Source organism: Sporosarcina ureae (assembly GCF_029267015.1).
Lineage (GTDB): Bacteria > Bacillota > Bacilli > Bacillales_A > Planococcaceae > Sporosarcina > Sporosarcina ureae_D.
In genome coordinates, this window is sequence record NZ_JARIEA010000072.1 from 34,680 (window position 1) to 57,682 (window position 23,003).

The 23,003-nt window shown below is 41.8% G+C and carries 22 protein-coding genes, 1 pseudogene and 1 other annotated feature; of the genes and pseudogenes, 7 read left to right on the top strand and 16 right to left on the bottom strand.

Annotation, left to right across the window (positions count from 1 at the left end; all coding sequences use genetic code 11):
• Positions 1-72: 72 nt before the first annotated feature.
• From Q7P97_RS12770 to Q7P97_RS12800, 7 genes are all read right to left on the bottom strand, one after another.
• Positions 73-426: a hypothetical protein gene (locus Q7P97_RS12770; RefSeq protein WP_303969567.1), complete on the bottom strand. Its 354-nt coding sequence runs from the start codon at positions 424-426 to the stop codon at positions 73-75.
• Positions 427-655: 229 nt separating this feature from the next.
• Complete coding sequence (locus tag Q7P97_RS12775; protein ID WP_303969569.1) at positions 656-1,591, bottom strand: ring-cleaving dioxygenase; 936 nt, start codon at positions 1,589-1,591, stop codon at positions 656-658.
• Between the two features lie 175 nt (positions 1,592-1,766).
• The gene (locus Q7P97_RS12780; RefSeq protein WP_303969571.1) at positions 1,767-2,291 is read right to left on the bottom strand and encodes a YceI family protein; all 525 of its coding nucleotides are present in this window, start codon (positions 2,289-2,291) and stop codon (positions 1,767-1,769) included.
• Positions 2,292-2,444: 153 nt separating this feature from the next.
• Positions 2,445-3,041 (bottom strand): NADPH-dependent FMN reductase, encoded by a 597-nt coding sequence (locus tag Q7P97_RS12785; protein WP_303969573.1) that lies wholly within the window; start codon positions 3,039-3,041, stop codon positions 2,445-2,447.
• A gap of 296 nt (positions 3,042-3,337) precedes the next feature.
• Positions 3,338-4,075: a pirin family protein gene (locus Q7P97_RS12790; RefSeq protein ID WP_303969575.1), complete on the bottom strand. Its 738-nt coding sequence runs from the start codon at positions 4,073-4,075 to the stop codon at positions 3,338-3,340.
• A gap of 97 nt (positions 4,076-4,172) precedes the next feature.
• On the bottom strand, positions 4,173-4,478 hold the full coding sequence (locus tag Q7P97_RS12795) for a monooxygenase (RefSeq protein WP_303969576.1): 306 nt from the start codon (positions 4,476-4,478) through the stop codon (positions 4,173-4,175).
• A 2-nt stretch (positions 4,479-4,480) separates the two neighbouring features.
• Positions 4,481-5,404 carry a DsbA family protein gene (locus Q7P97_RS12800; protein ID WP_303969614.1) on the bottom strand — a complete coding sequence of 308 codons (924 nt, stop codon included), beginning with the start codon at positions 5,402-5,404 and terminating at the stop codon, positions 4,481-4,483.
• Positions 5,405-5,667: 263 nt separating this feature from the next.
• On the opposite strand from Q7P97_RS12800, the gene Q7P97_RS12805 reads away from it, so the two are divergent.
• Both Q7P97_RS12805 and brnQ read left to right on the top strand, forming a co-directional pair.
• Positions 5,668-6,225 carry a TetR/AcrR family transcriptional regulator gene (locus Q7P97_RS12805; protein ID WP_303969577.1) on the top strand — a complete coding sequence of 186 codons (558 nt, stop codon included), beginning with the start codon at positions 5,668-5,670 and terminating at the stop codon, positions 6,223-6,225.
• 405 nt (positions 6,226-6,630) lie between these two features.
• Positions 6,631-6,883: a binding site (T-box leader), on the top strand.
• A 246-nt stretch (positions 6,884-7,129) separates the two neighbouring features.
• The gene (gene brnQ / locus Q7P97_RS12810; protein ID WP_303969579.1) at positions 7,130-8,431 is read left to right on the top strand and encodes a branched-chain amino acid transport system II carrier protein; all 1,302 of its coding nucleotides are present in this window, start codon (positions 7,130-7,132) and stop codon (positions 8,429-8,431) included.
• Positions 8,432-8,570: 139 nt separating this feature from the next.
• On the opposite strand, the gene Q7P97_RS12815 is transcribed toward brnQ, so the two are convergent.
• From Q7P97_RS12815 to Q7P97_RS12825, 3 genes are all read right to left on the bottom strand, one after another.
• Positions 8,571-10,379, bottom strand: a complete 1,809-nt coding sequence (locus Q7P97_RS12815) for a M3 family oligoendopeptidase (protein WP_303969581.1) — start codon at positions 10,377-10,379, stop codon at positions 8,571-8,573.
• A gap of 256 nt (positions 10,380-10,635) precedes the next feature.
• Complete coding sequence (locus Q7P97_RS12820; RefSeq protein WP_085130578.1) at positions 10,636-10,836, bottom strand: cold-shock protein; 201 nt, start codon at positions 10,834-10,836, stop codon at positions 10,636-10,638.
• A gap of 273 nt (positions 10,837-11,109) precedes the next feature.
• Entirely contained in the window at positions 11,110-11,631 is a 522-nt protein-coding gene (locus Q7P97_RS12825) for a GNAT family N-acetyltransferase (protein ID WP_303969585.1), read from the bottom strand.
• A 185-nt stretch (positions 11,632-11,816) separates the two neighbouring features.
• Here Q7P97_RS12825 and Q7P97_RS12830 point away from each other — a divergent pair, with 185 nt between their 5' ends.
• Positions 11,817-12,512 (top strand): pseudouridine synthase, encoded by a 696-nt coding sequence (locus Q7P97_RS12830; protein WP_303969587.1) that lies wholly within the window; start codon positions 11,817-11,819, stop codon positions 12,510-12,512.
• Between the two features lie 67 nt (positions 12,513-12,579).
• Here Q7P97_RS12830 and Q7P97_RS12835 read toward each other — a convergent pair whose 3' ends face one another.
• The gene (locus Q7P97_RS12835; RefSeq protein ID WP_303969589.1) at positions 12,580-14,259 is read right to left on the bottom strand and encodes a hypothetical protein; all 1,680 of its coding nucleotides are present in this window, start codon (positions 14,257-14,259) and stop codon (positions 12,580-12,582) included.
• A gap of 159 nt (positions 14,260-14,418) precedes the next feature.
• On the opposite strand from Q7P97_RS12835, the pseudogene Q7P97_RS12840 reads away from it, so the two are divergent.
• Positions 14,419-14,595: pseudogene (locus Q7P97_RS12840) on the top strand (TipAS antibiotic-recognition domain-containing protein); the annotation flags it as partial.
• A 121-nt stretch (positions 14,596-14,716) separates the two neighbouring features.
• Here Q7P97_RS12840 and Q7P97_RS12845 read toward each other — a convergent pair.
• From Q7P97_RS12845 to Q7P97_RS12855, 3 genes are all read right to left on the bottom strand, one after another.
• Entirely contained in the window at positions 14,717-15,982 is a 1,266-nt protein-coding gene (locus tag Q7P97_RS12845; protein WP_303969591.1) for a YbfB/YjiJ family MFS transporter, read from the bottom strand.
• 443 nt (positions 15,983-16,425) lie between these two features.
• Positions 16,426-17,181, bottom strand: coding sequence for an SDR family NAD(P)-dependent oxidoreductase (locus Q7P97_RS12850; protein ID WP_303969593.1), 756 nt, complete (start codon positions 17,179-17,181; stop codon positions 16,426-16,428).
• Positions 17,168-18,109 (bottom strand): MBL fold metallo-hydrolase, encoded by a 942-nt coding sequence (locus Q7P97_RS12855; RefSeq protein WP_303969596.1) that lies wholly within the window; start codon positions 18,107-18,109, stop codon positions 17,168-17,170. The genes Q7P97_RS12850 and Q7P97_RS12855 overlap by 14 nt, the downstream gene beginning before the upstream one ends.
• A gap of 191 nt (positions 18,110-18,300) precedes the next feature.
• Between Q7P97_RS12855 and Q7P97_RS12860 the strand changes: the two genes are divergently transcribed.
• Together Q7P97_RS12860 and Q7P97_RS12865 are read left to right on the top strand one after the other, a co-directional pair.
• Entirely contained in the window at positions 18,301-19,440 is a 1,140-nt protein-coding gene (locus Q7P97_RS12860; RefSeq protein WP_085426134.1) for an SPFH domain-containing protein, read from the top strand.
• Positions 19,441-19,450: 10 nt separating this feature from the next.
• The gene (locus tag Q7P97_RS12865) at positions 19,451-20,557 is read left to right on the top strand and encodes a TFIIB-type zinc ribbon-containing protein (RefSeq protein ID WP_303969599.1); all 1,107 of its coding nucleotides are present in this window, start codon (positions 19,451-19,453) and stop codon (positions 20,555-20,557) included.
• Positions 20,558-20,647: 90 nt separating this feature from the next.
• Here Q7P97_RS12865 and Q7P97_RS12870 read toward each other — a convergent pair whose 3' ends face one another.
• Entirely contained in the window at positions 20,648-20,803 is a 156-nt protein-coding gene (locus tag Q7P97_RS12870; RefSeq protein ID WP_303969601.1) for a hypothetical protein, read from the bottom strand.
• A gap of 60 nt (positions 20,804-20,863) precedes the next feature.
• Between Q7P97_RS12870 and proC the strand changes: the two genes are divergently transcribed.
• Entirely contained in the window at positions 20,864-21,673 is an 810-nt protein-coding gene (proC, locus tag Q7P97_RS12875) for a pyrroline-5-carboxylate reductase (protein ID WP_303969603.1), read from the top strand.
• Between the two features lie 270 nt (positions 21,674-21,943).
• Here proC and rnz read toward each other — a convergent pair whose 3' ends face one another.
• Positions 21,944-22,891: a ribonuclease Z gene (gene rnz / locus Q7P97_RS12880; protein WP_303969605.1), complete on the bottom strand. Its 948-nt coding sequence runs from the start codon at positions 22,889-22,891 to the stop codon at positions 21,944-21,946.
• Positions 22,892-23,003: the final 112 nt, after the last annotated feature.

Below are 23,003 nucleotides of genomic sequence, written 5' to 3' on the forward strand. Positions count from 1 at the left end.
TATTTTTTCTAGCTATAAAACTCCACGAAAAAAGAGCGGAAGCATAAGGCCTCCACTCACTCGTATTAGACGTTAGTTGATATTCACTACTTCCTCACTCGCTGGTTGAAGCAAATGTATCGCATTCGCCTTACATACTTCATAATCCACGAGGTACATCTTTTCTCCAAAGTTCTGTCGCTTCGAGTAAATGCAGCCGGACTTCTCCAGTTTTCGTATTGCACGAATAATCGTAGCCATTGACCAGAAACTCATTACAGCATGCCACTCTTTATACGACCTGCGCACCCACTGCGTTCCTTCTTCCGTATCATACGGACCGAAAGACAGCTCGTGGATTTGCTGCAAGAACATCGATTCATTGAGTCCGATCTTCTCCGCTGTGTGTGGATGAAATTGTAGAAATGATTCATGGTTAATTTGCATACTAGTTCCCCCTACTAACTTGTTGTAAGTGGCAGCTATTTGCCTCTTCACTAGCTATATAGAGAGCTTTCTGAATAAGGATACTCCTTTTTAAAAAAAAATGAAGAAACATACAAAAAGACGTTAGTGCAGGATGGAAATGACGTCTGCTGAAAATCAGACGTACATTTACACACCATTCACTAACTTCTTTATAGTAGTCACATCGTACCTAAAACGAGTCGATTGATTACAATTCACGAACAGTAATCGGTATCAATCTGCGCTCCATTTCATCACGATGTTGCTCATATTGTGCCGGCAATTTCAATTCTTGTCCCATCGTTTCTTCCGACTCATCATGCGCAAAGCCTGGAGGATCCGTCGCAATTTCAAATAAAATTTCTCCATGCTCTCTAAAGTAAATCGCATTGAAGTAGTTTCGATCTTTAACCGCCGTCACGCCATACCCATGTTCTGAAACATGGTCTTGCCATTCCAATTGATCTTGGTCATCAATCGCTCTCCACGCAATATGGTGAACGGTTCCGACGCCCATTTGACCTTTACCCGTTGAAGTTGCTTTGAGATCGACAATATTTCCAATGTCTGCGGATGAACGGAAACGAATATAGTCTCCCTCTTTTTCGATCCGTTCAAGCCCCATGACGTTTTCCAATAGATCTGCTGTTTTAGTCGGCTGTGAAGAATATAAAGTAGCGCCACCGAAACCTTTAATCGCTACTTCAGGTGTCACGCCTCCAAATGTCCATGCGTTCTCTTCACCTTCTGCACGCTCCACTAGTTCAAGTTGAAGGCCATGTGGGTCATTAAACTGTAGGTAGTGCTCACCAAATCGTTCCGTCTTCGTTACGGCTACGTTAAATTTAGCTAAGCGTTGTTCCCAAAACGATAGCGCACCAAGAGGAACAACATAAGAAGTTACGCCTACTTGGCCATCTCCTATTTTCCCTTGATAGGCATTCGCCCATGGGAAGAACGTGATAATCGAACCTGGTTTGCCACCTTCATTACCGAAATATAAATGGTACGTACCTGGATCATCAAAGTTCACTGTTTTTTTCACTAATCGTAAACCTAAAACGCCTGCATAAAAATCGACATTTTCTTGAGGATGCCCAACAATAGCTGTAATGTGATGGATACCACTAGTTTTCTTCATCATATATATTCACTCCTCATGTACTTAACATTAATTAATCTATTATCAGTTCGAGATATTCAATTAAAAAAACTATGATTTTCGTGCATGTTCTACTACTGGCAATGAATACTACCTCACCATTTTTTGTATCGGTTGTTCACCTTTGCAGTAAAGGAACTCAACAAACGCAATTTCGTTATGCTGGATTCACTTGAAGTTCTACTGTAATTTTAATATCGTCGCCTACTAATACGCCACCTGTTTCTAGTGCTTGGTTCCAAGTTAAACCATACTCTTTTCTAGAAATTTTGATTGCTGTTTCAAATCCAACTACATCAACACCCCAAGGGTTTTTTCCAGCTCCCGTACGCGTTACGTTAAATGTAGTGTTTTTCGTAACATCTTTCACTGTCAAATCGCCAGTTACATCGTATTCGTCTTCCCCTGTTTTCACAATTTCAGTCGAATCAAATGTGATAGTCGGATACTGTTCCACATTAAAGAAGTCAGCTGAACGAAGGTGGTTATCGCGATCTTCATTATTTGTATTGATCGTGTTCACATCAATCTTGAAGTCAATCTTCGCATCTGTTAAATTGTCTAGATCTCCAGTAACTGACCCTTCCACTCCAGTGAAGCTACCTCTTACATTGGATACCATCATATGTCTTACTGAGAACCCTACGTTCGTGTGCGCTGCATCTACATTCCATTTTGTCATGTTAAAACTCTCCTTTTTATTTACGTATTAAGACCATTGTACAATGCAATTGTCTCGAATTCAATATATTTTATTTAATTGTATCTGAAATCATTATATTCAAGTGTAAACACCCTATTACTATGACCCATATAGAAAACTTTATACTCGTGCTTATTTACGGATTGTATTCAATGCTGTTGTCCAAGGAATGACTTGGTCTAACATTTGGTTTACGGAAGCGGCTTGTACGTCAGCTGGTTTTAGTTTTGTGCCATTTTCGAAGTCTGTAAACAATGATAATGCCGGGTGAACACGAACATGCGCTACGGATAATTCACTCAAAATACCGCGTAAATGTTCTGCTGCACGAGCTCCGCCAACTGAACCGTATGAAACGATACCTGCTGCTTTGTCGTTCCACTCTACGCGAAGGTAGTCTAATGCATTTTTAAGTGAAGCTGAAATGGAGTGATTGTATTCTGCAACGATGAATACGAATCCGTCTTGTTTTGCGATAATTTCTGACCATGCCGCTGCGCCTGATGCATCGCCACCAGCTTCACCTAGAAGTGGTAATTTATAATCTACTATATCAATAATCGTGTAATTCGCATCTCCGCGTTTGTCTGCCAATTCTTTTACCCATGCTCCTACTTGTGGGCTTACGCGTCCTTCACGTGTGGATCCTAAAATAATTCCGATGTTTGATTTTGTCATAGTTATTTCCTCCTCTTGTTTTGTTCCAAATAATTTACTAAAAAAACTCATTATTCATTCCAACTCTCTATCAAATGTACGTGTGCTACGTACTGTATCGATTCTGCACTACTCGTAATTGCTGTTACGTGATAAATTCCTTTAAATGGTTCATATACATCCTCCAACCTATTAGCTCGTTTTGATATACTATTAATTCGAGATAAATTGATTCAAAAAAGAGATTGCCTTCATTGTAAACGTCAATTACATTTGCAACTAATTAATTTATCTCGAATTCAATATAAATATATCACGGGTATATTTCATTGTCAACACTTAAAATCTTTTATTCATTTATTCGTTAACTACTTCTTCAAGCCACTAATGGTTCCATCCGTAGACATAGTCGCAGTCATTTCAACAAAGAACAGTACAAGTGTAGTATCTTCATTCGCGACAAACGATGGCAGAGGATTGACTACATCGGTTACCGCTTCTTGTTTGCCAATTGTCAGATGCTCCATCGTAATCTCGCCATTCATGACGTATAGAAAAGGAGTGAGACCTGAATAGGTTGGAACGTCAACCACTTCACCTGATCTAAGATGCGCGTCTAGAATGTAGACGTGTTGTCGTACATACAGTGGGGCTTCGCTACCCTTAGGCCCTACCATGACATACCAATCTTTATTGTCTATCGGTTTATCATGAAATTGAATTTCCGGAGATAGATCCGTTTCATTCGGTCGCACGAAGATTTGAAGCATTTCCACTTCATCTTCTTTTACTTTTTCTTCATGCCAAAACCCTGCCCCTGCATTCATCAACATTAATTTCCCACGAGCAATCGGCGCTTCAAACCCTGCAGAATCACGATGATGCATGACGCCTGAGCTAATATAACTTAAAATCTCATCGTTGATATGCTGATGCATTTTAATCGTTAAACCTTTTTTCATCACCGCATGATCAATGATCGCTAATGGGCCAAACGCTGTGTCTGTTGTTTCATCGCCAAGAATATCGCCCGGTTGAACGCGTGTAATAGTGAAGGGGCCTCTAAATGGCACGGCATGATTTCCCGCTGCAAGTTTTTGTAACAATCGTAACTCCTCCTTTTCTTATATAATAAAATCGACTATCCAAAAGGAAGTCGATTTTATGTTATAGTACGTGTTTTACACAAATACTTCTAGTAATTTAGTTTACAGGTCCTTTATTGATCGCAGTCAATGTTGAATTAACAGCAAAGATTTTTGCGTTAACGCCCGTAATGCCAAAGCTAGCTAATCTCTTTGTGTGCATCTCTACATATTTTTCAGCTGTTTCTTTTGTTTCGAAATTGTAAATTCCACCGGCTTCTTTGACTTCAGGATCTTCTGTCCATACTTTCCAAATGAATCCCTCTTCCTCATTGATACTCTTGGCTAAGTCAGCAAATCCTTCTGCCATTTCTTCTCCAAACGGTCCATCCATTTTAAAATCAACTTGTACAATGTAGCTCATGATCATTCTCCTTTTGATTCAGTAGTTGTGAAATAGACTTCTCCTAGTATTTCTTTTGCTTGATAATGATTTGATGAAAGTTCTTTTTCTACATAAGAAGCTACATCGGATTTTTCCACATCGTACATCACTTCAATTTCTTTCGAGAAAAGTAGTCTCTCTTTTTCAAGTAAGCTAGAAAGTGCTGGTTGCGGCTTTGGTTGGAGTGTGTCCACGTCAAGAACTTTTTTTAATCCATCGACGTATGATTCAAGTGGACGACCCCCTACAATTTTCAAGCCTTTATTTTCCGCATTGATCATAATAATGCTCGGGAAACCCGTTGCGCCTAAACTTCTAGCTTGCGCAAAGTCTTCATTCATTAATTGTTGTCCGATTGGTTGTTCAGCTTCATTGACAATCGCTTCTCCATCAAGGCCAAGTGCATTGACGATTCCAACCATCTCAGCGCGTTCCGAAATATTTTGATTGAAGACGAAAAGCTCTTCTCTTGTACGTCGTAAATAGGCAGATGCCAATGTGTCGCCATGATTTTTTTGAATAATTTTAAATACACGAGAGGGTGGATACGACGATTGAACTGGATTATCAATCATTAAACTACCATCAATCGGCATTCTTGAATGTTCTCCAACTTCTCTCCAATGACCCGCGACGTCAGCTGGCTTATAAATACCGTTTCCAGGATCGATCGGCCCGTCATGCCATTTTTCCAATAAACCGCCCATCACTGTATGCATGTTGAAATAATGACCATATTGTTCTACAAAACGACGAAGCTCAGGTTCAATCGCCCAACAATGAGAACAAATAGGATCCGTCACATAATACAGATTGATCTCTTTTGCTGGCTGGTTAAAATCGATCATTTCCATTTCATCGCTTCCAGCTTTTCCACATACGCCTGTTTCCATATCACACATCATATTATTGTTATTTTTCAATGTATTATTCCCCTTTTCTATAGTCTACGGAATTTACGCTTTCTTCCGTTCGAATCTATTTTTTCTAATTTCCACTGCTACTGTGAAATTTAATTACGTTTAGTAGCCACTGCTCTACGCGCTAATCATTTGCCTACAACTAAATTCTATACCATAATGAAAATGACCAACACCAATAGAATCTTGGTTTTGTCGCTTATACAACATATTGAAGACATTGTCGGAAAAGTAGGAGGGAAAACGACATGAATCAGCCGAAGACGGATCCACGAATTCTACGGACACGTAAATTAATCATGGATACTTTTATGGAACTGTCGGGTAAAAAAGAATTTAAAGATATTACCGTTACAGATATTGCAGCGGAAGCGATGATTAATCGTGCGACGTTTTATTATCACTTTGAGGATATATATGACTTATTGGAAAAGGTATTATCTGAAGTGTTAGTAGTGAATTTGGATTGCAGCAATTATCAAGGCAATGAATTAAACGAAGAAGTGATCACGAGTATCTTTGTAGCGATCACGAACTTCCAAAAATCCTTATCGAATCGTTGTCACAGAGGATACGAAGATACGATTGCACGGAATATTCGAGAACAGCTCGAAATCATTTTTTATAGAATGCTATTAAAACAACATAAAACGGAAGAAGATGAAGGGTTGAAAATTACCGCTGTTATCTTGAGCTGGGGAATTTATGGTGCTTCTGTAGAATGGAAAAGAAAGAGTAACGAGATCACGCCAGAAGAATTTATCCAACTAGCTATTCCTCATTTACTTCACAAGCATGACGAGTGAATAATGCGTGACATGCACACACTAAAGGAGATATAAACACATATGAATGGATTATTTACAGGGTTTCGTGCTGTCTTAGTCATCTTCTGCCTATTGCTGTTGCCATCGATAGCATTTGCTTCGGACCATGTACCCCACTAAAATCTACGGAACTGAGTATAGGGTTGAGTGTCTCTACACTAATCGTAGCACTGCTTATTACATAGTACTGAAAACTCGTTAAACAGCCATAAAGTTCAGTGAGTAGGTAATGACACGCTTAGAAAACACAAAGAACATACTAAACTTTCTATCGTTGTATTATTTTCCCTCTTAATCCAATATATAAAGACACTCAAGTATTCTGAATATAGTAAAAGGTATTGACCTTTATACTAGTTGTCTGTTAAATTGTATTGTAGTATATAATATTCCGTGACGAGAAAAAGTACGATAGGAATCCTGTTCCCAAGAGAGTCAGCATTTGGTGAAAGCTGATGAACAGATCGTGTCCGAAAATCATCTCTAAGATGCAAAGTTGAAAATAGTAAATTTTGCCGGACTTCCGCCGTTAAATGGAACATGTATAATCGTATGGTGATAGTAAATTACATTTTTCTATCGTTTTACGGAGCTTTTCGAACATGGGTGGTATCGCGAGTAAAGACTCGTCCCTATTTAGGGGGCGAGTTTTTTATGCGCAAAAATAAAAGAAGATGTAAGCTGCACATCGTACATGAATGATCGGAATCATTTTTGGGGTGAAATGTATATGTCGAATCATCGGTATTGGGTAAATTATCGACACAATTGACACTATATTTTGCAAAGTCGCAATATTCTAGATTACAATAGCTCTATATAGCAATATTATGTACTATCATTTTACTCTCAGCACACACAAAACACATCAGGAGGTATTATAGTGAGTAAAAAACACATACTATTCACAGGATTCATGCTCTTCTCTTTATTTTTCGGAGCTGGGAATCTCATCTTTCCACCATTTCTCGGATTAGAATCAGGCACGAACTTCGCACCCGCCATTACAGGCTTCCTTATCACAGGCGTACTACTGCCTTTCATGGCAATCATGGCGATCGCCTTGTCTGATAACGGATTATTATCGATGGGTAACCGTGTACATAAAGTGTTCGGAATGATTTTCGCCATCATCATCTATATGTCTATTGGAGCCTTTTATGGTATACCAAGAGCTTCAAATGTTGCATATGAGTTAGGGTTCAAGCAAATCGTTGAAGTGAATGGCAGCATCCCGTTGCTCATATTCTCTATACTATTTTTCGGTTTAACCTATTACATCAGCTTGAATCCTAAAAAAATCGTAGATCGAATCGGCCAATTTTTAACGCCTATTCTTTTATTAGTTTTAGGGGTACTCGTTGTCCAAGCTTTCATCAAATTTGATAACATATCTTCTGCTCCACAAGCAGATTATGCATCTGCCCCATTCGTTACTGGCTTCTTGGAAGGCTATTTCACAATGGATGCTGTCGCAGCGCTGGCGTTTGGAATTGTCGTGATCAACGCGTTAAAAGACAAAGGTTCCAGATCGAAGGCGGAGCTTGTTAAAGGGACTCTCGGTGCGGGCTTCATCGCAAGCATCGGATTGGCCACTGTCTATTTCTCACTCGGATGGATCGGCAAAGTGATTCCAAATGAACAATCATTCGGAAATGGCGCAGAAGTATTAACGCAAGCAGCTCGCATGTTATTCCCAAGCGGTGGCGGATTACTTTTCGGAATCATTGTCATGCTGGCTTGTTTAACAACTTGTGTCGGTCTAATCAATGCTTGTTCAAGGTTTTTCAATGAAATTTATCCAAAACTAAGTTATCAGGCATATGTCGCTATTTTTGTATTGTTCGCGCTGTTAGTATCCAATTTAGGATTGAATGCCATTTTAGCTTTGGCTATACCTTTATTAGTATTTATTTATCCGATCTCCATCGTGCTAATCATTCTTTCGTTATTCCAACAAGTAGCAGGTGGCGGAAAGATGATGTATCGACTTTCCATATTTATCACAACTATTTTTGCGTTATACGAAATACTCACTAGCATAGGGTACAGTTCGGATCGCTTGACTGAGTGGCTAGAATTTATTCCATTTTTCGAACAAGGGCTTGGCTGGGCTTTACCAGCGCTCGTCGCCGCGATAGTTGGCTACATTATGGATAAGTTGAATCATCAAGAAAATCAATAAATCCAATCAAAAATCCCGATTCTCTAAGAAAAGAATCGGGATTTTTTTAACTTTTATTACCTTTTATTAATCTTTTGCGCAGTTTTATACCCCGCCACCACCATGATCATGATGGTAATCGGACTTCACTCCTTCAAGTTTACTTCTGTAAGGCGTCCGTCAATTCAACAAACTCTTCTACGTCTTTCGCAACGAGCGCAATGCCAGCCGCCCAGAAATCTTCTTTTGTAATATCTACATCTAAATGCTTCTTCGCTAAGTCTTCTACTTTCATCGATCCTGTATCTTGCAATAACGCGATATACTTCTCTTCAAATCCTTCAGGTTGTTTCAAGTATTCCGCGTAGATTCCTAAGCTGAACAAGTACCCAAATGTGTACGGGAAGTTATAGAACGGTACACTGTCGATAAAGAAGTGTAATTTCGCCGCCCAGAAGTGTGGATGATAAGAAGACAGGCTATCCCCGAATGCTTCTTTTTGCGCTTCGACCATTAATTCATTCAAACGAGTTTCCGAAACGATGCCGTTTGTGCGCTCCGTATAGAATTTATCCTCGAATATAAAGCGGGCACGGATATTTAAAAACATAGCCGTTGCGCCTTCTAATTTATTGGCAAGCAAAGAGATCTTTTCTTCATCCGATGCAGCATTTTTCACCGTAGCGTCCGCAATAATGGTTTCGGCAAACGTACTAGCCGTTTCCGCCACATTCATCGCATACCCTTGATTTAGTTCGGGTAGATCTTTCATGACGTGACTGTGGAAGGCATGTCCTAGTTCATGTGCTAATGTACTCGTATCACTTGGTGAACCTGTGAATGTCATGAAAATACGCGACTCTTTGAATTCAGGCAAGCTTGTGCAATAACCGCCTGGGCGCTTATTCGAACGATCTTCCGCTTCAACCCAGCGATTTTCGAGCGCATGCTTCGTAAAGGCGGTGAGTTTCGGTCCGAATGAAGCAAAATTTTCAATAATGAAATCGCACGCTTCATCGTAAGTGAAACGAGTCGGTTTCGTTTCCCCTACTGCAACAGGAGCCGCCACGTCTTGCCAACCAAGTTTTTCTACGCCGAATAAATCTGCTTTTTGCCCTAAGTAATCAATAAACGTTTGTTTCTGCGCGTCAACTGCTGACCACATCGCGGACAACGTCTCTTCGGACATCCGATTATATTCAAGTGGTTCTTCTAAATGACCTGTTCTCCCGTGAACTTCTTGCAATGTCAGACGATAACCTGCCAAATGATTCAAGATATCCGCAAAGATCGGGCCGTTCGCCGACCACGTTTTCTCCCAGCTCTCAAAAAGGTCTGCACGCACTTGTGGATCCGGATCAGCGTACATTTTGTTCATCGCTTGACCAATCGATAAGTCCGTTGTGTTGCCGTCTTCATCTGTAAAAGGAACCGTCATCGTGGAGCCTACCGTATTATACAAATCGCTCCATGCTGCAAGGCCGTCTTTATTTAATTTAGCAATCAGTTTTTCTTCGTCTTCAGATAATAAACGTTTGCCTTCTTCGCGTATTTCATTCAACGCAAAGCTGATTTCCTGTAACGCATCTTCTTGCAGGAGTTTTTCCCAATTTTCATCCGAAATCGCTACGAGTTTCTTCGTAAAGATCGTAGACAATTGCTGAATTTCACTACCTAGCTCCATCACTTGGCCTTTGACAACGCTTGCATGCGCATCGTCCATGAAAGCGTCCCGCCACATATTAATGAATGTGCCAACCTGCCCTAAACCTTTCCCAATGACTTCTTGCTGTTTCAATAATTCAGCTAGTGTAGACGCACCGTTCGCCGGATCGTAATGCCACGCTTTTAATTGATCTGCATACACGACAATGTCTTCTTTTACAGCCGAAAGCTTAGTTTGTACTTCTTCAGACTGGGTTCCCCCAGCAAAAATTGTTTCTAAATCCCATGTGTTTTCATATTTCAATGGATGTCACTCTCCTTATATCCTTCTATTTTAAACTTTATTAGTGAATTAAGAAAGATTTGTTAACTAAGTTTCTGATAAATCATACATTGCGCATAAAATGTATGCTTACTATTGCGGTTTCATAAATTTTTTCTATACTAATGTATACAAAAAGCGTACTAATTCTCAGATGAATTAATACGCTTTTTCTCTTTATATAAAATAAATACAATAAAAAAAAGACCCTCCATAGAGGGCCTTTCTAAAGCTTAAATTAAGCTTTTTGAACGTTAGTAGCTTGTAGGCCACGTTGTCCTTGTTCGATTTCAAATGTTACACTTTGACCTTCGTCTAAAGATTTGAAACCGTCGCCTTGGATAGCTGAGAAGTGTACGAATACGTCTTCCCCTGCTTCGCGTTCGATGAAGCCAAAACCTTTTTCTGCGTTAAACCATTTCACTGTACCTTGTTCCATAATTAATTGCCTCCTAGTGCGGATGTCCACACAATGATGTTACTATACTTGCTCAAAACTTTAGACGAAAAACAAAATATATTTCCATGAAATATATTCTCGATCTGAAAAAGAACAAAGATAATACTCTTTAAATATAACAGACATTAAATAAAAAAGCAACCCAAATGATTACTTCTTCATATTTTGGTACTGCATTCTTCGTGTACTAACTAGTAAAACCTTATTAGACCTAGTTAAATCAACCGATAAAATAATTTTATTTTCTTATAATTATAGACACTTCTCCATGCGAATATCCGCGCGCATATCCCCTTCATAATACGTGAAGTTTTCTATACGGCCAATTTCTCGATACCCTAATTTTTTATACAGTTTCAAAGCTGGCTCGTTAAATTCAAATACACCCAATTCCATCCGCTTAAGACCTTGTCCTTTAATTTGCTGTTCTAAATAGTCGAGCGCTATAAAACCAATGCCCTTTCCTCGACCTTCACGTTCCCCAATGGAAATACTAATCCACGCCGTCCCGGGTTCTTTTTTAAGTAAATGATCAGGGTCTACTGTATAGCTCATTTCACCGATTAGCTGATCCTCCAAATAGATAAGAAAGGTATGTTGATAGTCCAACTTTTGAATAACGTCTTCTATAGTGAGAGTATGTTCTTGCTCTAATGCTTCTTTACTCGGATTCGGTTGATTCAAAGGTTTCAAATACGTATCATTCCCCCATCGATTCAGCGTGTTGATCAGCGCAGCTGTAGGTTCCGTTAATTTCACAAAGTCTATCGTCATAATATTTCCCTCCTGAGTCTGTATTTCCTCATGCAGTCCATCCTACTCATTACACGTTTCCTTCATTATATCAAAACACTCTCCATTTGCTTCATACCGGATACCTATCCGAATGCAGCGCGTAGTCAATAGAGCAATCATGATATACTAAAAAGAAACGTTATAGAAAGACAGGAGCGGACATGTTGAGATTGAATCAATATATTAGTTCTTCAGGATTTTGTTCGAGAAGACAGGCAGAACGGTATATTACGGCTGAAAAAGTTTTAGTTAACGGCAAGATGGCTTCCCATGCGTATCTAGTTGAAGCGAACGATCAAGTTGAAGTCGACGGTCATCTAATCGCGCATACTTCCGAAGACGTATATATCATGCTCAATAAACCAAGTGGCATCACGTGTACAGCGTCTCCTGCTATTGCTGGTAATATTATCGACTTCATTTCCTATCCCGAACGGATCTTTCCCGTAGGACGTCTGGATAAAGAAACGGAAGGTCTGATTTTATTAACGAATGACGGAAGTATTGTGAATACATTAATGAAAGAAGAAAATCAGCAGGAAAAAGAATATGTGGTAACCGTTGATAAAATAATTACGGGTACCTTTATAGAGGACTTATCAAACGGAGTAGATATTTACAATCCAAGAATTAAAGGGTACACCACGACTAACGCTTGTCCGGTCACTCAGATCAATGACTATACGTTTCGTATGACGCTTTCTCAAGGATTGAATAGACAAATCCGTAGAATGTGCAGACGTTTTCAATATACGGTGACGCATTTACAGAGGGTGCGAATCAAACATATTGAGCTTGGATCATTGGAAAGCGGTCATTGGCGTTATTTGACTGAAGAGGAGATCGCAGGGTTGAAGTAGTCGCCTGTGTTATACAGTATAAAAAAACCCGACACCGCAAGTTGCGATACCGGGGTATAAGAACTATTTATTTCACGCTTTTATTCATTAATTCTTTTACAGGAAGGAATAACTCACCTGTTTCCAAATACGTCACAATCAGTTGATCGCCTACCTCTACATAAATTGAAAGGGGTGCCACTTCCGATGAAACCAGGAAGTTTCGGCCGTCTTCTGTTAGGAATGAGACGAGCGTGAAATCGCCTACACGTTCTTTAAACACCCGTGCAACCGTGACATCCGCTTTCGCTTCTTCTGCATTTGAACTTCCATCTACTGTGCTACCACCTCGTTGGAGCGCTGTTTTATATAATTTCAACGCTTCATTTGGTGAATTCGCAAATACGGAAATCTCTGGATTCGCAGCGGACACGATAAAGTAGTTTTGCAAGAATCCATTGGAATCGAGTACCGGCGTCAACCAGCTGGCTTCCCCGTAGAAATTATACAAGACCGGCATTCCCCCGCTCCATTTTTTCTCAATAAACTTCTTCTCAATAATCTGGAGCGCACCTTGTGAATCCATGTAGGACTCTTCCAAGTTCCCCGTGTAATACGTTGCTTTCCCTGTTCGGCCATCGGTTAATGCATAGCCAAGCATCGAATCTACGCCTTCTTTCGGGCTAGTGAAATCCGTAAAGTAATACATATGTCCATCCGCATCAAAGATCGGGCTAACATTTGCTTCTGTCCCTTCGTCTGAAGGAAGTTTCACGTCTTTCTTACCGACTATAGAATTCCAAAAACCATGAATGTAGTTTCCGAAATAACTATTTTGAAGACTTACCGCTTCAGGCGAAATCGCTCCGTTAATAAATTCCGGAACATCTTTCAATGCATATTTCTTCGTAGCACCCGTTTCCGGATTCAACATGACAATTCCCTTCGCGTTAAATCCATTACGTGCCGTTATGAATTCCCCGTATGTACGAATATAATGCGGCTTGCCTTCATCATCAATTTCCAATTGAACATCTCCGTAAAATATTAAATCCGGCATATCCATACGCATTTTACGATACACTTTTTTATGCAAATAGGAAGAAGTTGTATACGCCATTTCCGTTTTAACGAATTTAGGATTATCCGATGAATCCGTTGCACTCATCGTGAAATAACCTGGCGTAGTTTTCCCGTTGAACCACTTAAAGAAACCTGAAAACTCTACGGGTGCAATGTAGACGAATTCATCTTGTACTTTTTGAATTTGCAAATGACCCAGTTCATAATAGCTTGTGTCCGGTACTTGACCAAACGCTTTTTTCATTTTATTGCGTGCAAACTTCGGCGGTACACTCGCAGGCGTTTTCGTTTCATCAAACGCTGTAATCTCCACTTTTTGCGTCATCGCAACCGTTTCATACTTTTTATTCGCATTAAACAATGGCGCACTCAAAATATACACACCGACTAAAAGCGCAGCAAATGACACGGCCAGTTTGACTTTGCGTTCTAAGCCTTGGGAAACAACGGCTCCTAAAATAGCTACTATCAGAAGCAATGCCCAAAGCGACGTCCAGTTGCGGTCCAAATTCGTTACATAATAAAATACGAACACGCCAATCGTACCGATCACCGCAAGCGTCCCGAAAGCGACCCATCGGTTAAACGACAACTTCTCGTTTTTATTATTCACCGAGAGGAATGGAACGATAATAGCACTCGCCACGACCCCTGCAAGTAACGAAAATAATACTAAACTCCACATATTCAACACTCTTTTCTAGGAACAAGATTTTTATTTCATACTCTGTATACGTATAAGATCGAAAACCGTTTCATATTTATGTTCATCTTCTGTGTTGACTCTTACGTAACGTTATACTTTAAAGTAGTAATTGTAGGGAGGTGCATTCGATGAAATGGATGGTATGACTTCTTAAACCAGCACACAGGCCACCATTACTCGCTAGATGCATTTAAAGGACTCAGGCAACTGTATGTGGATGATGAACGCTTCACCCAGAACATTGACCAATTTGGAAAGGGCTTGGCAACATTCATGCGCGACGCTATGAAATTCTATGCCGAGAAGAACAAATAATACGAAGAGTAAACAAGCGCCGACATTCCTATATGGGATTGTCGGCGCCTATTTTTCTTGCTGTATAGTTGTGCGCAAGAAGTGTAATTTCATTTGATAAAAACGACTACTGCCGATCCATTCACACTTCCTTTGCAGATGTCTCTTTTATAGAAAAGTTATCTAGCACAGGTTTCGCTTCTAACTCCGTCACATCCAAATCGACCGCATGGGCTTTCATTCGAATCGATAGCAAGAACGCTATGCCAAGCAACGCACTACACATAATAAGTGCGAGCGGTATTTGCTGAAAGTGGTCAATAATCCAGCCGCCGATACCCGGACCGAGCAACTGTCCTCCTGCGAAGAAAAATGTCACATAGCCAAGTGCGACAGGTGCGTACGTCGGATGGACTTGCTCCGTAGATAGCGCTTGACAGAGCGACAGCATCCCGACAATCGTCGCCCCCCATAGGAATTGGCTAACGATGAGTCCGATATAGACCGGGAATATCACGGGAATGAGTAGAGAAACTGCTCCGATACCAAGCGTTGTAAGCAAAGCCGATTTACGCCCAATACGGTCCGAAACTCCACCCCATAAAGGCCCGCTGAAGATCGCCATAATTCCACTGATTGCCATGATCTGCCCCGCCTGAAACTTTGTCAGCCCTACTTCGAGAATATAACTGAACAAGAAGCTTTGCGGCACCAAATAGGCAAAACCCACGAGTCCATAAATGAAAGCGACGCGAAGTACGCGTTTATTGAAATATACTTTCGTCCAAAATGAACGTTTCTGCGTTTCCTTCGGCAATAATGGGATCGGTGGGTCACGCAAGATGATCATCGCGATCATTATCGAGACGATAGACACAGCACCGTAGAAGAACCACAAATACCGCCAGCCCATATCACCGAACCATGTCGTAAAGAATGGAATTAAAGCACTAGATATTAAAGTTCCAAGCCCCATACCGCTGACAAGGAATCCAATCAGCATGCCGCGCTTTCTCGGAAACCAACCGACTAATATAGTAATAAGTGGCGTATAGGTGAAAGCGGTTCCTATTCCGAGTAATAACATCGCAGAAAGCGTCCAGCCATACCCTGTGACAAATGACAGCATGAATAATCCGAATGAAACGAGTCCAGTTCCGAAAATGACGAGCTTTTTGGCACCGAATTTCGTGACGAGCAATCCGACAAAGATCACCATCATTAAATAGCCGATCGACACGGTCGTGGCGAGAAGTCCGGCTTGTTTATAGGACATTTCCAAGTTTTCTTTCATGAAGGGCATAATAATTCCGTACGACATCCGTCCAAATCCGAGAGAACTGACGGTGACGGCGACACTTGCAAATGCATATTTCCAAATATTTTGTTCGTGCTCCTTGGCTAGCATAAGAATCCCACCCTTTCTTCGCGTTGTGCTTCATTCTTTGTGAGAGAATTCATTCAGAATTGCGTCAGGGCGTTAAGTCTAAGTAGCGTCGGCAGGAATTCTGAGTTTATGTACTTTATGTCTAAATTGTGAACTCTATCCCTAACACTATAGCATTCATGTTAGATTATTCCAACTTCTTTTTAGTTTACATAATCATATTATTGTTACATTTAAAAGTGAGGAGATGAGTACCGTTAATCTTCGTTCCAGGCGGACGCTTTCAGCGCGCGCTGTTCCCGCTGGAGTCGTCGCCTAGAACGAAGATCAACTAGTTTAGTATGTTAATGATCGTATTAAACTACATACTACATGACGTTACTGCTTCTCTTCACAACACTAAAAAACGCTACCGCCACAAGCCGTAACTTCACGACTTCTAGCGACAGCGCTCTATATAATTCTCACTTCTTATAGAAGAACGGTTTTCCGATAGTTTCTACTAGACTTGGTGCCAGTGCGTAGAGTCTGCTTGTTAAGCCAGTGATTTTCGGTAAGTTTATTTCGCGTCTAGGTCGCTCGATGGTGTCCATGACTGCAGTGACGACTGTATCGACTGACAGTAGCTGGCTGCCCATTGCTTGTTTGTAGCCGCCGGTGACGTCTGCGAGTTCGATGAATGGTGTGTCAATTGGGCCTGGATGAATGACGGACACATCGACGTTATACGGTGCGACTTCCATGCGTACGGCGTTCGTGTAACCGATCAGCGCATGTTTCGTTGCGGCGTAGACTGATGTTTTCGGCGTGGCTACTTTCCCTGCCTGTGAGCCTATATAAAGTAGGTGTCCGTGCTTACGCTTAATCATCGTAGGTACTACGCGAGCAGTCAGTTGCATCGGTACACGTACATTTGTCTCTAGCATTGCCTTCGTGTCTTCATCCGTTGTCTGGTGTGCTAAATGGAACTTCCCTACTCCAGCTGAGAAAACGACTAGGTCAGGGGTTTCGATAGAAGACAATAACCAGTCGATTTGCTTCGTATCGCGCAGATCAGCACAGTAGCCTTCCACGCCAAGCGTACGCAGTTCCTCTAACGCTTTCGCATTACGTCCCGTCGCGATGACACGGTAGTTATTCAACACCGCCAAGCGCTTGGCAAGTTCAAACCCGATACCACTCGTTGCACCTGTGATCAGTACCGTTTTAAATGCGGACATAGTGATGAACTCCTACAGCGTCGGTTGTTTCCGAAATGAATTCATTGGCTACTAAATAATCCAATTGTCCGATCGTTTCAGACAGTGTCAATCCGAGTTCTTTCTCATAAACCGCTGGAAATAATAACTTGGTTACGTCATAGACCGTTTTCGATTCATCTAGCATCGCGAGCACTTTCATTGCACGGTCATGTTGCTTCGCTAGGCGTTCCGTAATAAGGTCATGCGCATTCATGATCTCGCCACCATGTCCGCCGTAAACGAGTGATACCGGCAAACCCAACAAACGTTTTAGAGATGCATTATATTGCAGCAACGATTTCGGACGTCCTTGCTCTTTTTTTAATGGGGGCTCAATTAATGGATTTGATGACACTTTCTCCAGCAACAAGTCCCCGCCGATAAGAATACCTTGCTGCTCATTGAACAACGATAAATGGCTTTGTGCGTGGCCGAGTGACTCTTGGATTTTCCACCCTGGATGTCCTGGCAACTCATCGCCTTCATTCATAATTCGGTCAACGGGACGATCGCCCATCATGTCGACCGACCGACGGAAACGTTGAAGCCATTTCGAATACTCATCCGGCACGCCTTCTTCTAGTAAAGACTGTTCGTAAAAGTGGTCGTGACGATCGAGAAATTCTGCGTCACGCGATAACCAATAGTTTAAATATGGGTGACCTAGAATTTCCGCACGGTCGAACTGCTCAACCAGACCGCAGTGATCGGGATGGTGATGCGTGACGAATACTTGCTCTATATCATGAAATGTATAGCCCATTTCCTTTAATTTCATCTGCAATACTTCGCGTGCTTCAGGTGTTTTCGTAGCTGCGTCTACGAGCGTCAGCGTGTCGCCTTTTAATAAAAAGCAATTCACATCACCGACCGCAAATGGCGTCGGTGTAATAATTTTCGTAATCATAAAACTTCCCCCTCATAAATGAATGACTGTTCAGTCTATTGTACCCTTTATTTCCATGAGCGTCACGTCTAGTTCACTCATTTACAAAAAGTATTTTCCTGCAAAATGAAACCATTTCCCCTATTCTACGTATGGTATACTACAAGAAATCGCATGATTTGCAAACATCATGTCGAGTTGGAGGGATCACTATGGGATTTTTTAATATGTTCAAAAACCAATTCATCGAAGTAATCGAATGGCAAGCGCAAGACGCCAATACATTAGTCTATCAGTTCCCAGTTCACAATAATGAAATTAAAATGGGTGCGGAACTAACGGTTAGAGAATCACAAGTCGCAATTTTCGTCAATGAAGGCGAAATCGCCGACGTTTTCGGACCCGGTCGCCACATTCTCTACACGCAGAACATGCCGGTTCTCACAAAGTTAAAGTCATGGAAATACGGCTTTGATTCGCCATTTAAAGCGGAAGTATATTTCATTAATACAAAGCAGTTCATCAATCAAAAATGGGGAACCGCAAATCCAATCATGATGCGTGATCCTGATTTTGGCATGATTCGTCTTCGTGGGTACGGAATTTATTCGTATCGCGTTGCAGAGCCTACTGTTTTCCTACGTGAACTCTTTGGAACGAATAGCTCTTATGATACGAATGCAGTCGAAGGACAATTGAAAAAAATGATTATTTCAGGTTTATCTGATCTATTCGCAGAGTCACAAATACCAGCCCTCGACCTGTCGATGCATTACGACGAATTAAGTGATAAAGGTAAAGAGAAAATGATGTCGCGTTTCGCAGCATTTGGATTCGAAATCACGTCACTTTATATCGAAAATCTGTCATTACCTAAAGAAGTTGAAGAAGCGATGGATAAACGTACGTCGATGGGTGTGCTTGGCAATATGCAGCAATACCAGCAATATCAAGCCGCGGAAGCGATGCGTGACGCCGCACAAAATGAAGGCGGCATGGCAGGTGCAGGTGTCGGTATGGGCGCTGGAATGGGCATGGGTCAAGTGATGGCCAATGCGATGAATCAAAATCAAACACAGCAGCCTCAAGCACAAGCTGCGACGAAATCATGCCCGCATTGTCAAGCTACGATCAACGCAGATGCGAAGTTCTGCGGTCAGTGCGGAAAGTCTGTCGAAACCGATAAAGTACCGTGTATTAAGTGCGAGACTATGATTCCGAAAGATGCGAAGTTCTGTAGCGTTTGCGGTACATCTCAAGTCGCGGAGAAAATTTGTCCTGCCTGCTCACACGCTAATCTGCCAGGTGCGAAATTCTGCGCAGAATGCGGTGAGACGTTAGACGTAAAGTGAGGGATGTACGTTGACTTCATTTGATGAACAAAACACTGTCGTAGAAGATACGCAAAATATCAAATGTCCTTCCTGTGGCGGAAATACGGAATACGATCCCGAGACACTTGGCTTGAAATGTCCATTTTGTGGTCATGAAATGCCGATCGAAGCAACGTTCGACCACCATGTAGAATTGGATTTTAATGAAGCAGGAAATAATCTACAACATCTATGGAATGAAGAGAAACGTGTTTTCTCCTGCGGCAACTGCGGAGCGGAATCCGTACTCGATGCACATGTCGTCGCGGATTTCTGTTCGTTTTGTGGTTCCTCTCATATTACAGTGACCGATCAGGACGCGGGGATCCAGCCAGGATTATTGATTCCATTCCAAGTCTCAAATGAACAAGCACAAGCGAAGTTCAAAGAATGGATCAAAGGGCATTTTTTCGCACCCAATACACTAAAGAAAACCTATCGTCTCAATAAAATCTCTGGCGCTTACTTGCCATATTGGACGTATGATAGCCAAACCTCTTCACAATATGTCGTGCGTGTCGGAAATTACTATTATGTTACCGAAACTCGGACGGTGTATGAGGACGGCAAGGCAAGACAAGTGACCGAGCAAGTGAGGAAAATCCGCTGGCACCAAGAAAGCGGCAATTATCGCGAGTTTTTCGATGATATTCTCATTAAAGCATCGCACACCGTCGAACCGAAATTATTGCAAAAAGTGCAACCTTTCCAGTTGACGAGTCTGACTGATTATAAAGTAGAATACATGTCCGGATTCCTTGCTGAGCGTTATTCCGTTTCATTGCAACAGGGATTCTCTGAAGCGAAAGATATCATGACACGAGGAATCGTTAACGGTATCGAACGCTCCGTTGCAGGTGATATCGTGGAAGTGGCTAGTCTTTCAACCGACTACAAAGACATCACGTACAAGCATATATTATTACCGATCTGGATTTCTTCATTTCATTTCAAAGAGAAAATCTATCAATTCATTGTCAATGGACAAACCGGAAAAGTATCGGGCAATTATCCACTGAGCGTGATGAAGATCACTTCTCTCGTCATCTCCATTCTGATTGTTATATTCATCGTCTACTTGTTCATTGACAGTTGAGGGCGGTTTGACTTTTCAGTTTATACATGACATAATCATAAAAATAGCATGGAACGGGCAATGAGGAAGATTAGTAGAGGGTGGACGGATTTAAGAGAGCATGGCCAAGGCTGCGAGCCATGTATCCCACTCCCCTTCGAACCTCCTTCCGAGCTGTTGTGGAAACACGACCGTATCTTCTGCGATAAAGAAGACGTGAAGTGTGCTGTCGCAAACAGCAAATTTAGGTGGCACCGCGGAAACCAAGCGTTTTCGTCCTGAACTATGGGACGAGAGTGCTTTTTTATTTTGGGAAGGATGTTGGAAATGGAGAAAATTTTATTTGTAGGGGCCGGACAGATGGCTGAAGCTATTATTGCGGGAATCGTAAATAAACGAGTACTATATGAAGAAAACGTCTATGTTATGAACCGTTCAGACAAAGATCGTTTAGATGAACTGGAGTCGCGTTATGGCATTACAAAAGTATGCGAAGACCGAGATTTCATTAAGAATATGGACTTGATCGTTCTCGCGACAAAGCCTAAAGACGTAGAGAAAGTTATGCAGGATATCGCCCCGTATCTCGGAGAAGACACGACGGTCCTTTCCGTCATTGCTGGCATTTCCATCGAGACATTTGAAAACGGCCTCGGCAAACGTCCGATTGCCCGCTCGATGCCGAATACGTCCGCCACCATAGGGAAAGCAGCAAGCGGTATCGCATTCAATGAAGCAGTGTCAGATAAAATGCAACAATCCATTTTGAGCCTATTGAATGCGATTGGCATCGTGAAAGTTGTCGAAGAAGACGATCTGCATGCAGTCACAGCACTTTCTGGCAGCGGCCCCGCATATATTTATTATCTCGTCGAAGCGTTGGAAGAAGCGGCGGTAGCTCAAGGTTTAGATGCAGCAGATGCTAGGGAACTCATTGTTCAAACCATTTACGGTGCGGCATCCATGTTGCAAAAGACCGGCGAAGAACCAAGTGTGTTGCGGACAAATGTAACGAGTCCTGGCGGTACGACCGCAGCAGGTCTGCGTTCTTTAGAAGACCATAACTTTAAGACGATTATTTCGGACTGCTTGATCAGTGCAGAAAATCGGTCACGTCAACTCGGTTCTAGGAAATAATAGTAGACAAAGACGCTTGCGGGATAGATATTCCGTTAAGCGTCTTTGTCTATGAGCGAAACTTTGGGTGCTATGAGCGGAAATCGGGCTGTATAGAGCGTTCGTGTTGGCTAATAGAGCGCCCGCGAGGTTTAATAGAGCAGTCACGCGACTTCATAGAGCGGTTACGGGGAAACATTGAGCGCTAGGCCCCTCAAAACATCCCCATCACAACGAATAAAAAGCGCCATCGCAAAAAGTCTCCCGCAAGACGACTTCTTGGATAGCACTTTAATTTTTCACTAACTTCGTTAATTCGCCATGTTTCCACTGATAACGCGCAAAATCATCCGCAATTGAAATAGCCTCGAACACTTCAGTACCTTCCGCAATGAATGCTGGCATTTCACTTGGCATAAAACGTGCACTTATATGATTGGCAATTAAATTCTTAGCGTTTGCTTCTTTCGCGACAGTTGCTGCTTCCACAATAGTGGAATGACCGAATTCTTTAGCGCCTTCTGCGTATTCATCGGTGAATGTCGCTTCGTGAATGAGGATATCTGCGTCTTGTGCCAGTTCAACGGAAGCCTCGCAGTACGACGTATCCCCAATGACAGCGATAACAAAGCCTTTTTTCTTCTCTGTCGTGACGTCTTTGCTGTAAACGACCTGCCCATTCTCGAGCTCAACATCAAGACCGTCTTTCAATCGCTGTAACAACGGACCTTTCGGAACACCTTGTTCAATCGCTTTGTCGATCAATAACGTACCCGGCAACTCTTTTTGTTCAATACGAAAGCCGAAACTTTGGATAACATGCTGGACTTCTTTCGCGTAAACCTTGAATTCATCCGTTTCAAGAATCATGCCGTCATGGATTTCATGAACGTTTAGCTTGTAAGGCAAGTATGTGCCCGTCACTTTATAGGTGTGTTGCAACCATTCTTTTAAGCCTGCTGGTCCATAAAGATCAACGGGATCACCGCCGCCTAAAAATGCGCGCGAACTGAGAAAACCAGGTAATCCGAAAATATGGTCACCATGCAAATGCGTAATGAAGATTTTCGTGATTTTCTTTGGCTTGATCGCACTGTGCAATAATTGATGTTGTGTCGCTTCTCCACAGTCAAACAGCCAATTTTCTTTGTTCTCATCTGCCAGGTCGAGAACGAGTGCAGATGTATTGCGTTGCTTTGAAGGCATTCCTGCGCCGGTCCCTAAAAATTCTATGTCCACATGCATTCCCTCCTTGCTAATTCTTCGTAAATCCTTTTTTAATAATACCATCTCCGAAACGTTGCGTCAGGCTCGACATGAGCTGATCCATTTCATATTCCTTTTCCTGTTG

What these genes read in the sequence shown, in the direction of transcription:
- Q7P97_RS12845 (WP_303969591.1), bottom strand. Translation starts at nt 15,982, where the DNA reads ATGCTAGCCAAGGAGCACGAACAAAATATTTGGAAATATGCATTTGCA.
- Q7P97_RS12785 (WP_303969573.1), bottom strand. Translation starts at nt 3,041, where the DNA reads ATGAGTTTTTTTAGTAAATTATTTGGAACAAAACAAGAGGAGGAAATA.
- Q7P97_RS12850 (WP_303969593.1), bottom strand. Translation starts at nt 17,181, where the DNA reads ATGTCCGCATTTAAAACGGTACTGATCACAGGTGCAACGAGTGGTATC.
- Q7P97_RS12860 (WP_085426134.1), top strand. Translation starts at nt 18,301, where the DNA reads ATGGGATTTTTTAATATGTTCAAAAACCAATTCATCGAAGTAATCGAA.
- Q7P97_RS12805 (WP_303969577.1), top strand. Translation starts at nt 5,668, where the DNA reads ATGAATCAGCCGAAGACGGATCCACGAATTCTACGGACACGTAAATTA.
- Q7P97_RS12795 (WP_303969576.1), bottom strand. Translation starts at nt 4,478, where the DNA reads ATGAGCTACATTGTACAAGTTGATTTTAAAATGGATGGACCGTTTGGA.
- Q7P97_RS12835 (WP_303969589.1), bottom strand. Translation starts at nt 14,259, where the DNA reads ATGTGGAGTTTAGTATTATTTTCGTTACTTGCAGGGGTCGTGGCGAGT.
- Q7P97_RS12800 (WP_303969614.1), bottom strand. Translation starts at nt 5,404, where the DNA reads ATGATGTGTGATATGGAAACAGGCGTATGTGGAAAAGCTGGAAGCGAT.
- Q7P97_RS12775 (WP_303969569.1), bottom strand. Translation starts at nt 1,591, where the DNA reads ATGATGAAGAAAACTAGTGGTATCCATCACATTACAGCTATTGTTGGG.
- Q7P97_RS12855 (WP_303969596.1), bottom strand. Translation starts at nt 18,109, where the DNA reads ATGATTACGAAAATTATTACACCGACGCCATTTGCGGTCGGTGATGTG.
- Q7P97_RS12770 (WP_303969567.1), bottom strand. Translation starts at nt 426, where the DNA reads ATGCAAATTAACCATGAATCATTTCTACAATTTCATCCACACACAGCG.
- Q7P97_RS12780 (WP_303969571.1), bottom strand. Translation starts at nt 2,291, where the DNA reads ATGACAAAATGGAATGTAGATGCAGCGCACACGAACGTAGGGTTCTCA.
- Q7P97_RS12820 (WP_085130578.1), bottom strand. Translation starts at nt 10,836, where the DNA reads ATGGAACAAGGTACAGTGAAATGGTTTAACGCAGAAAAAGGTTTTGGC.
- Q7P97_RS12825 (WP_303969585.1), bottom strand. Translation starts at nt 11,631, where the DNA reads ATGACGATAGACTTTGTGAAATTAACGGAACCTACAGCTGCGCTGATC.
- proC (WP_303969603.1), top strand. Translation starts at nt 20,864, where the DNA reads ATGGAGAAAATTTTATTTGTAGGGGCCGGACAGATGGCTGAAGCTATT.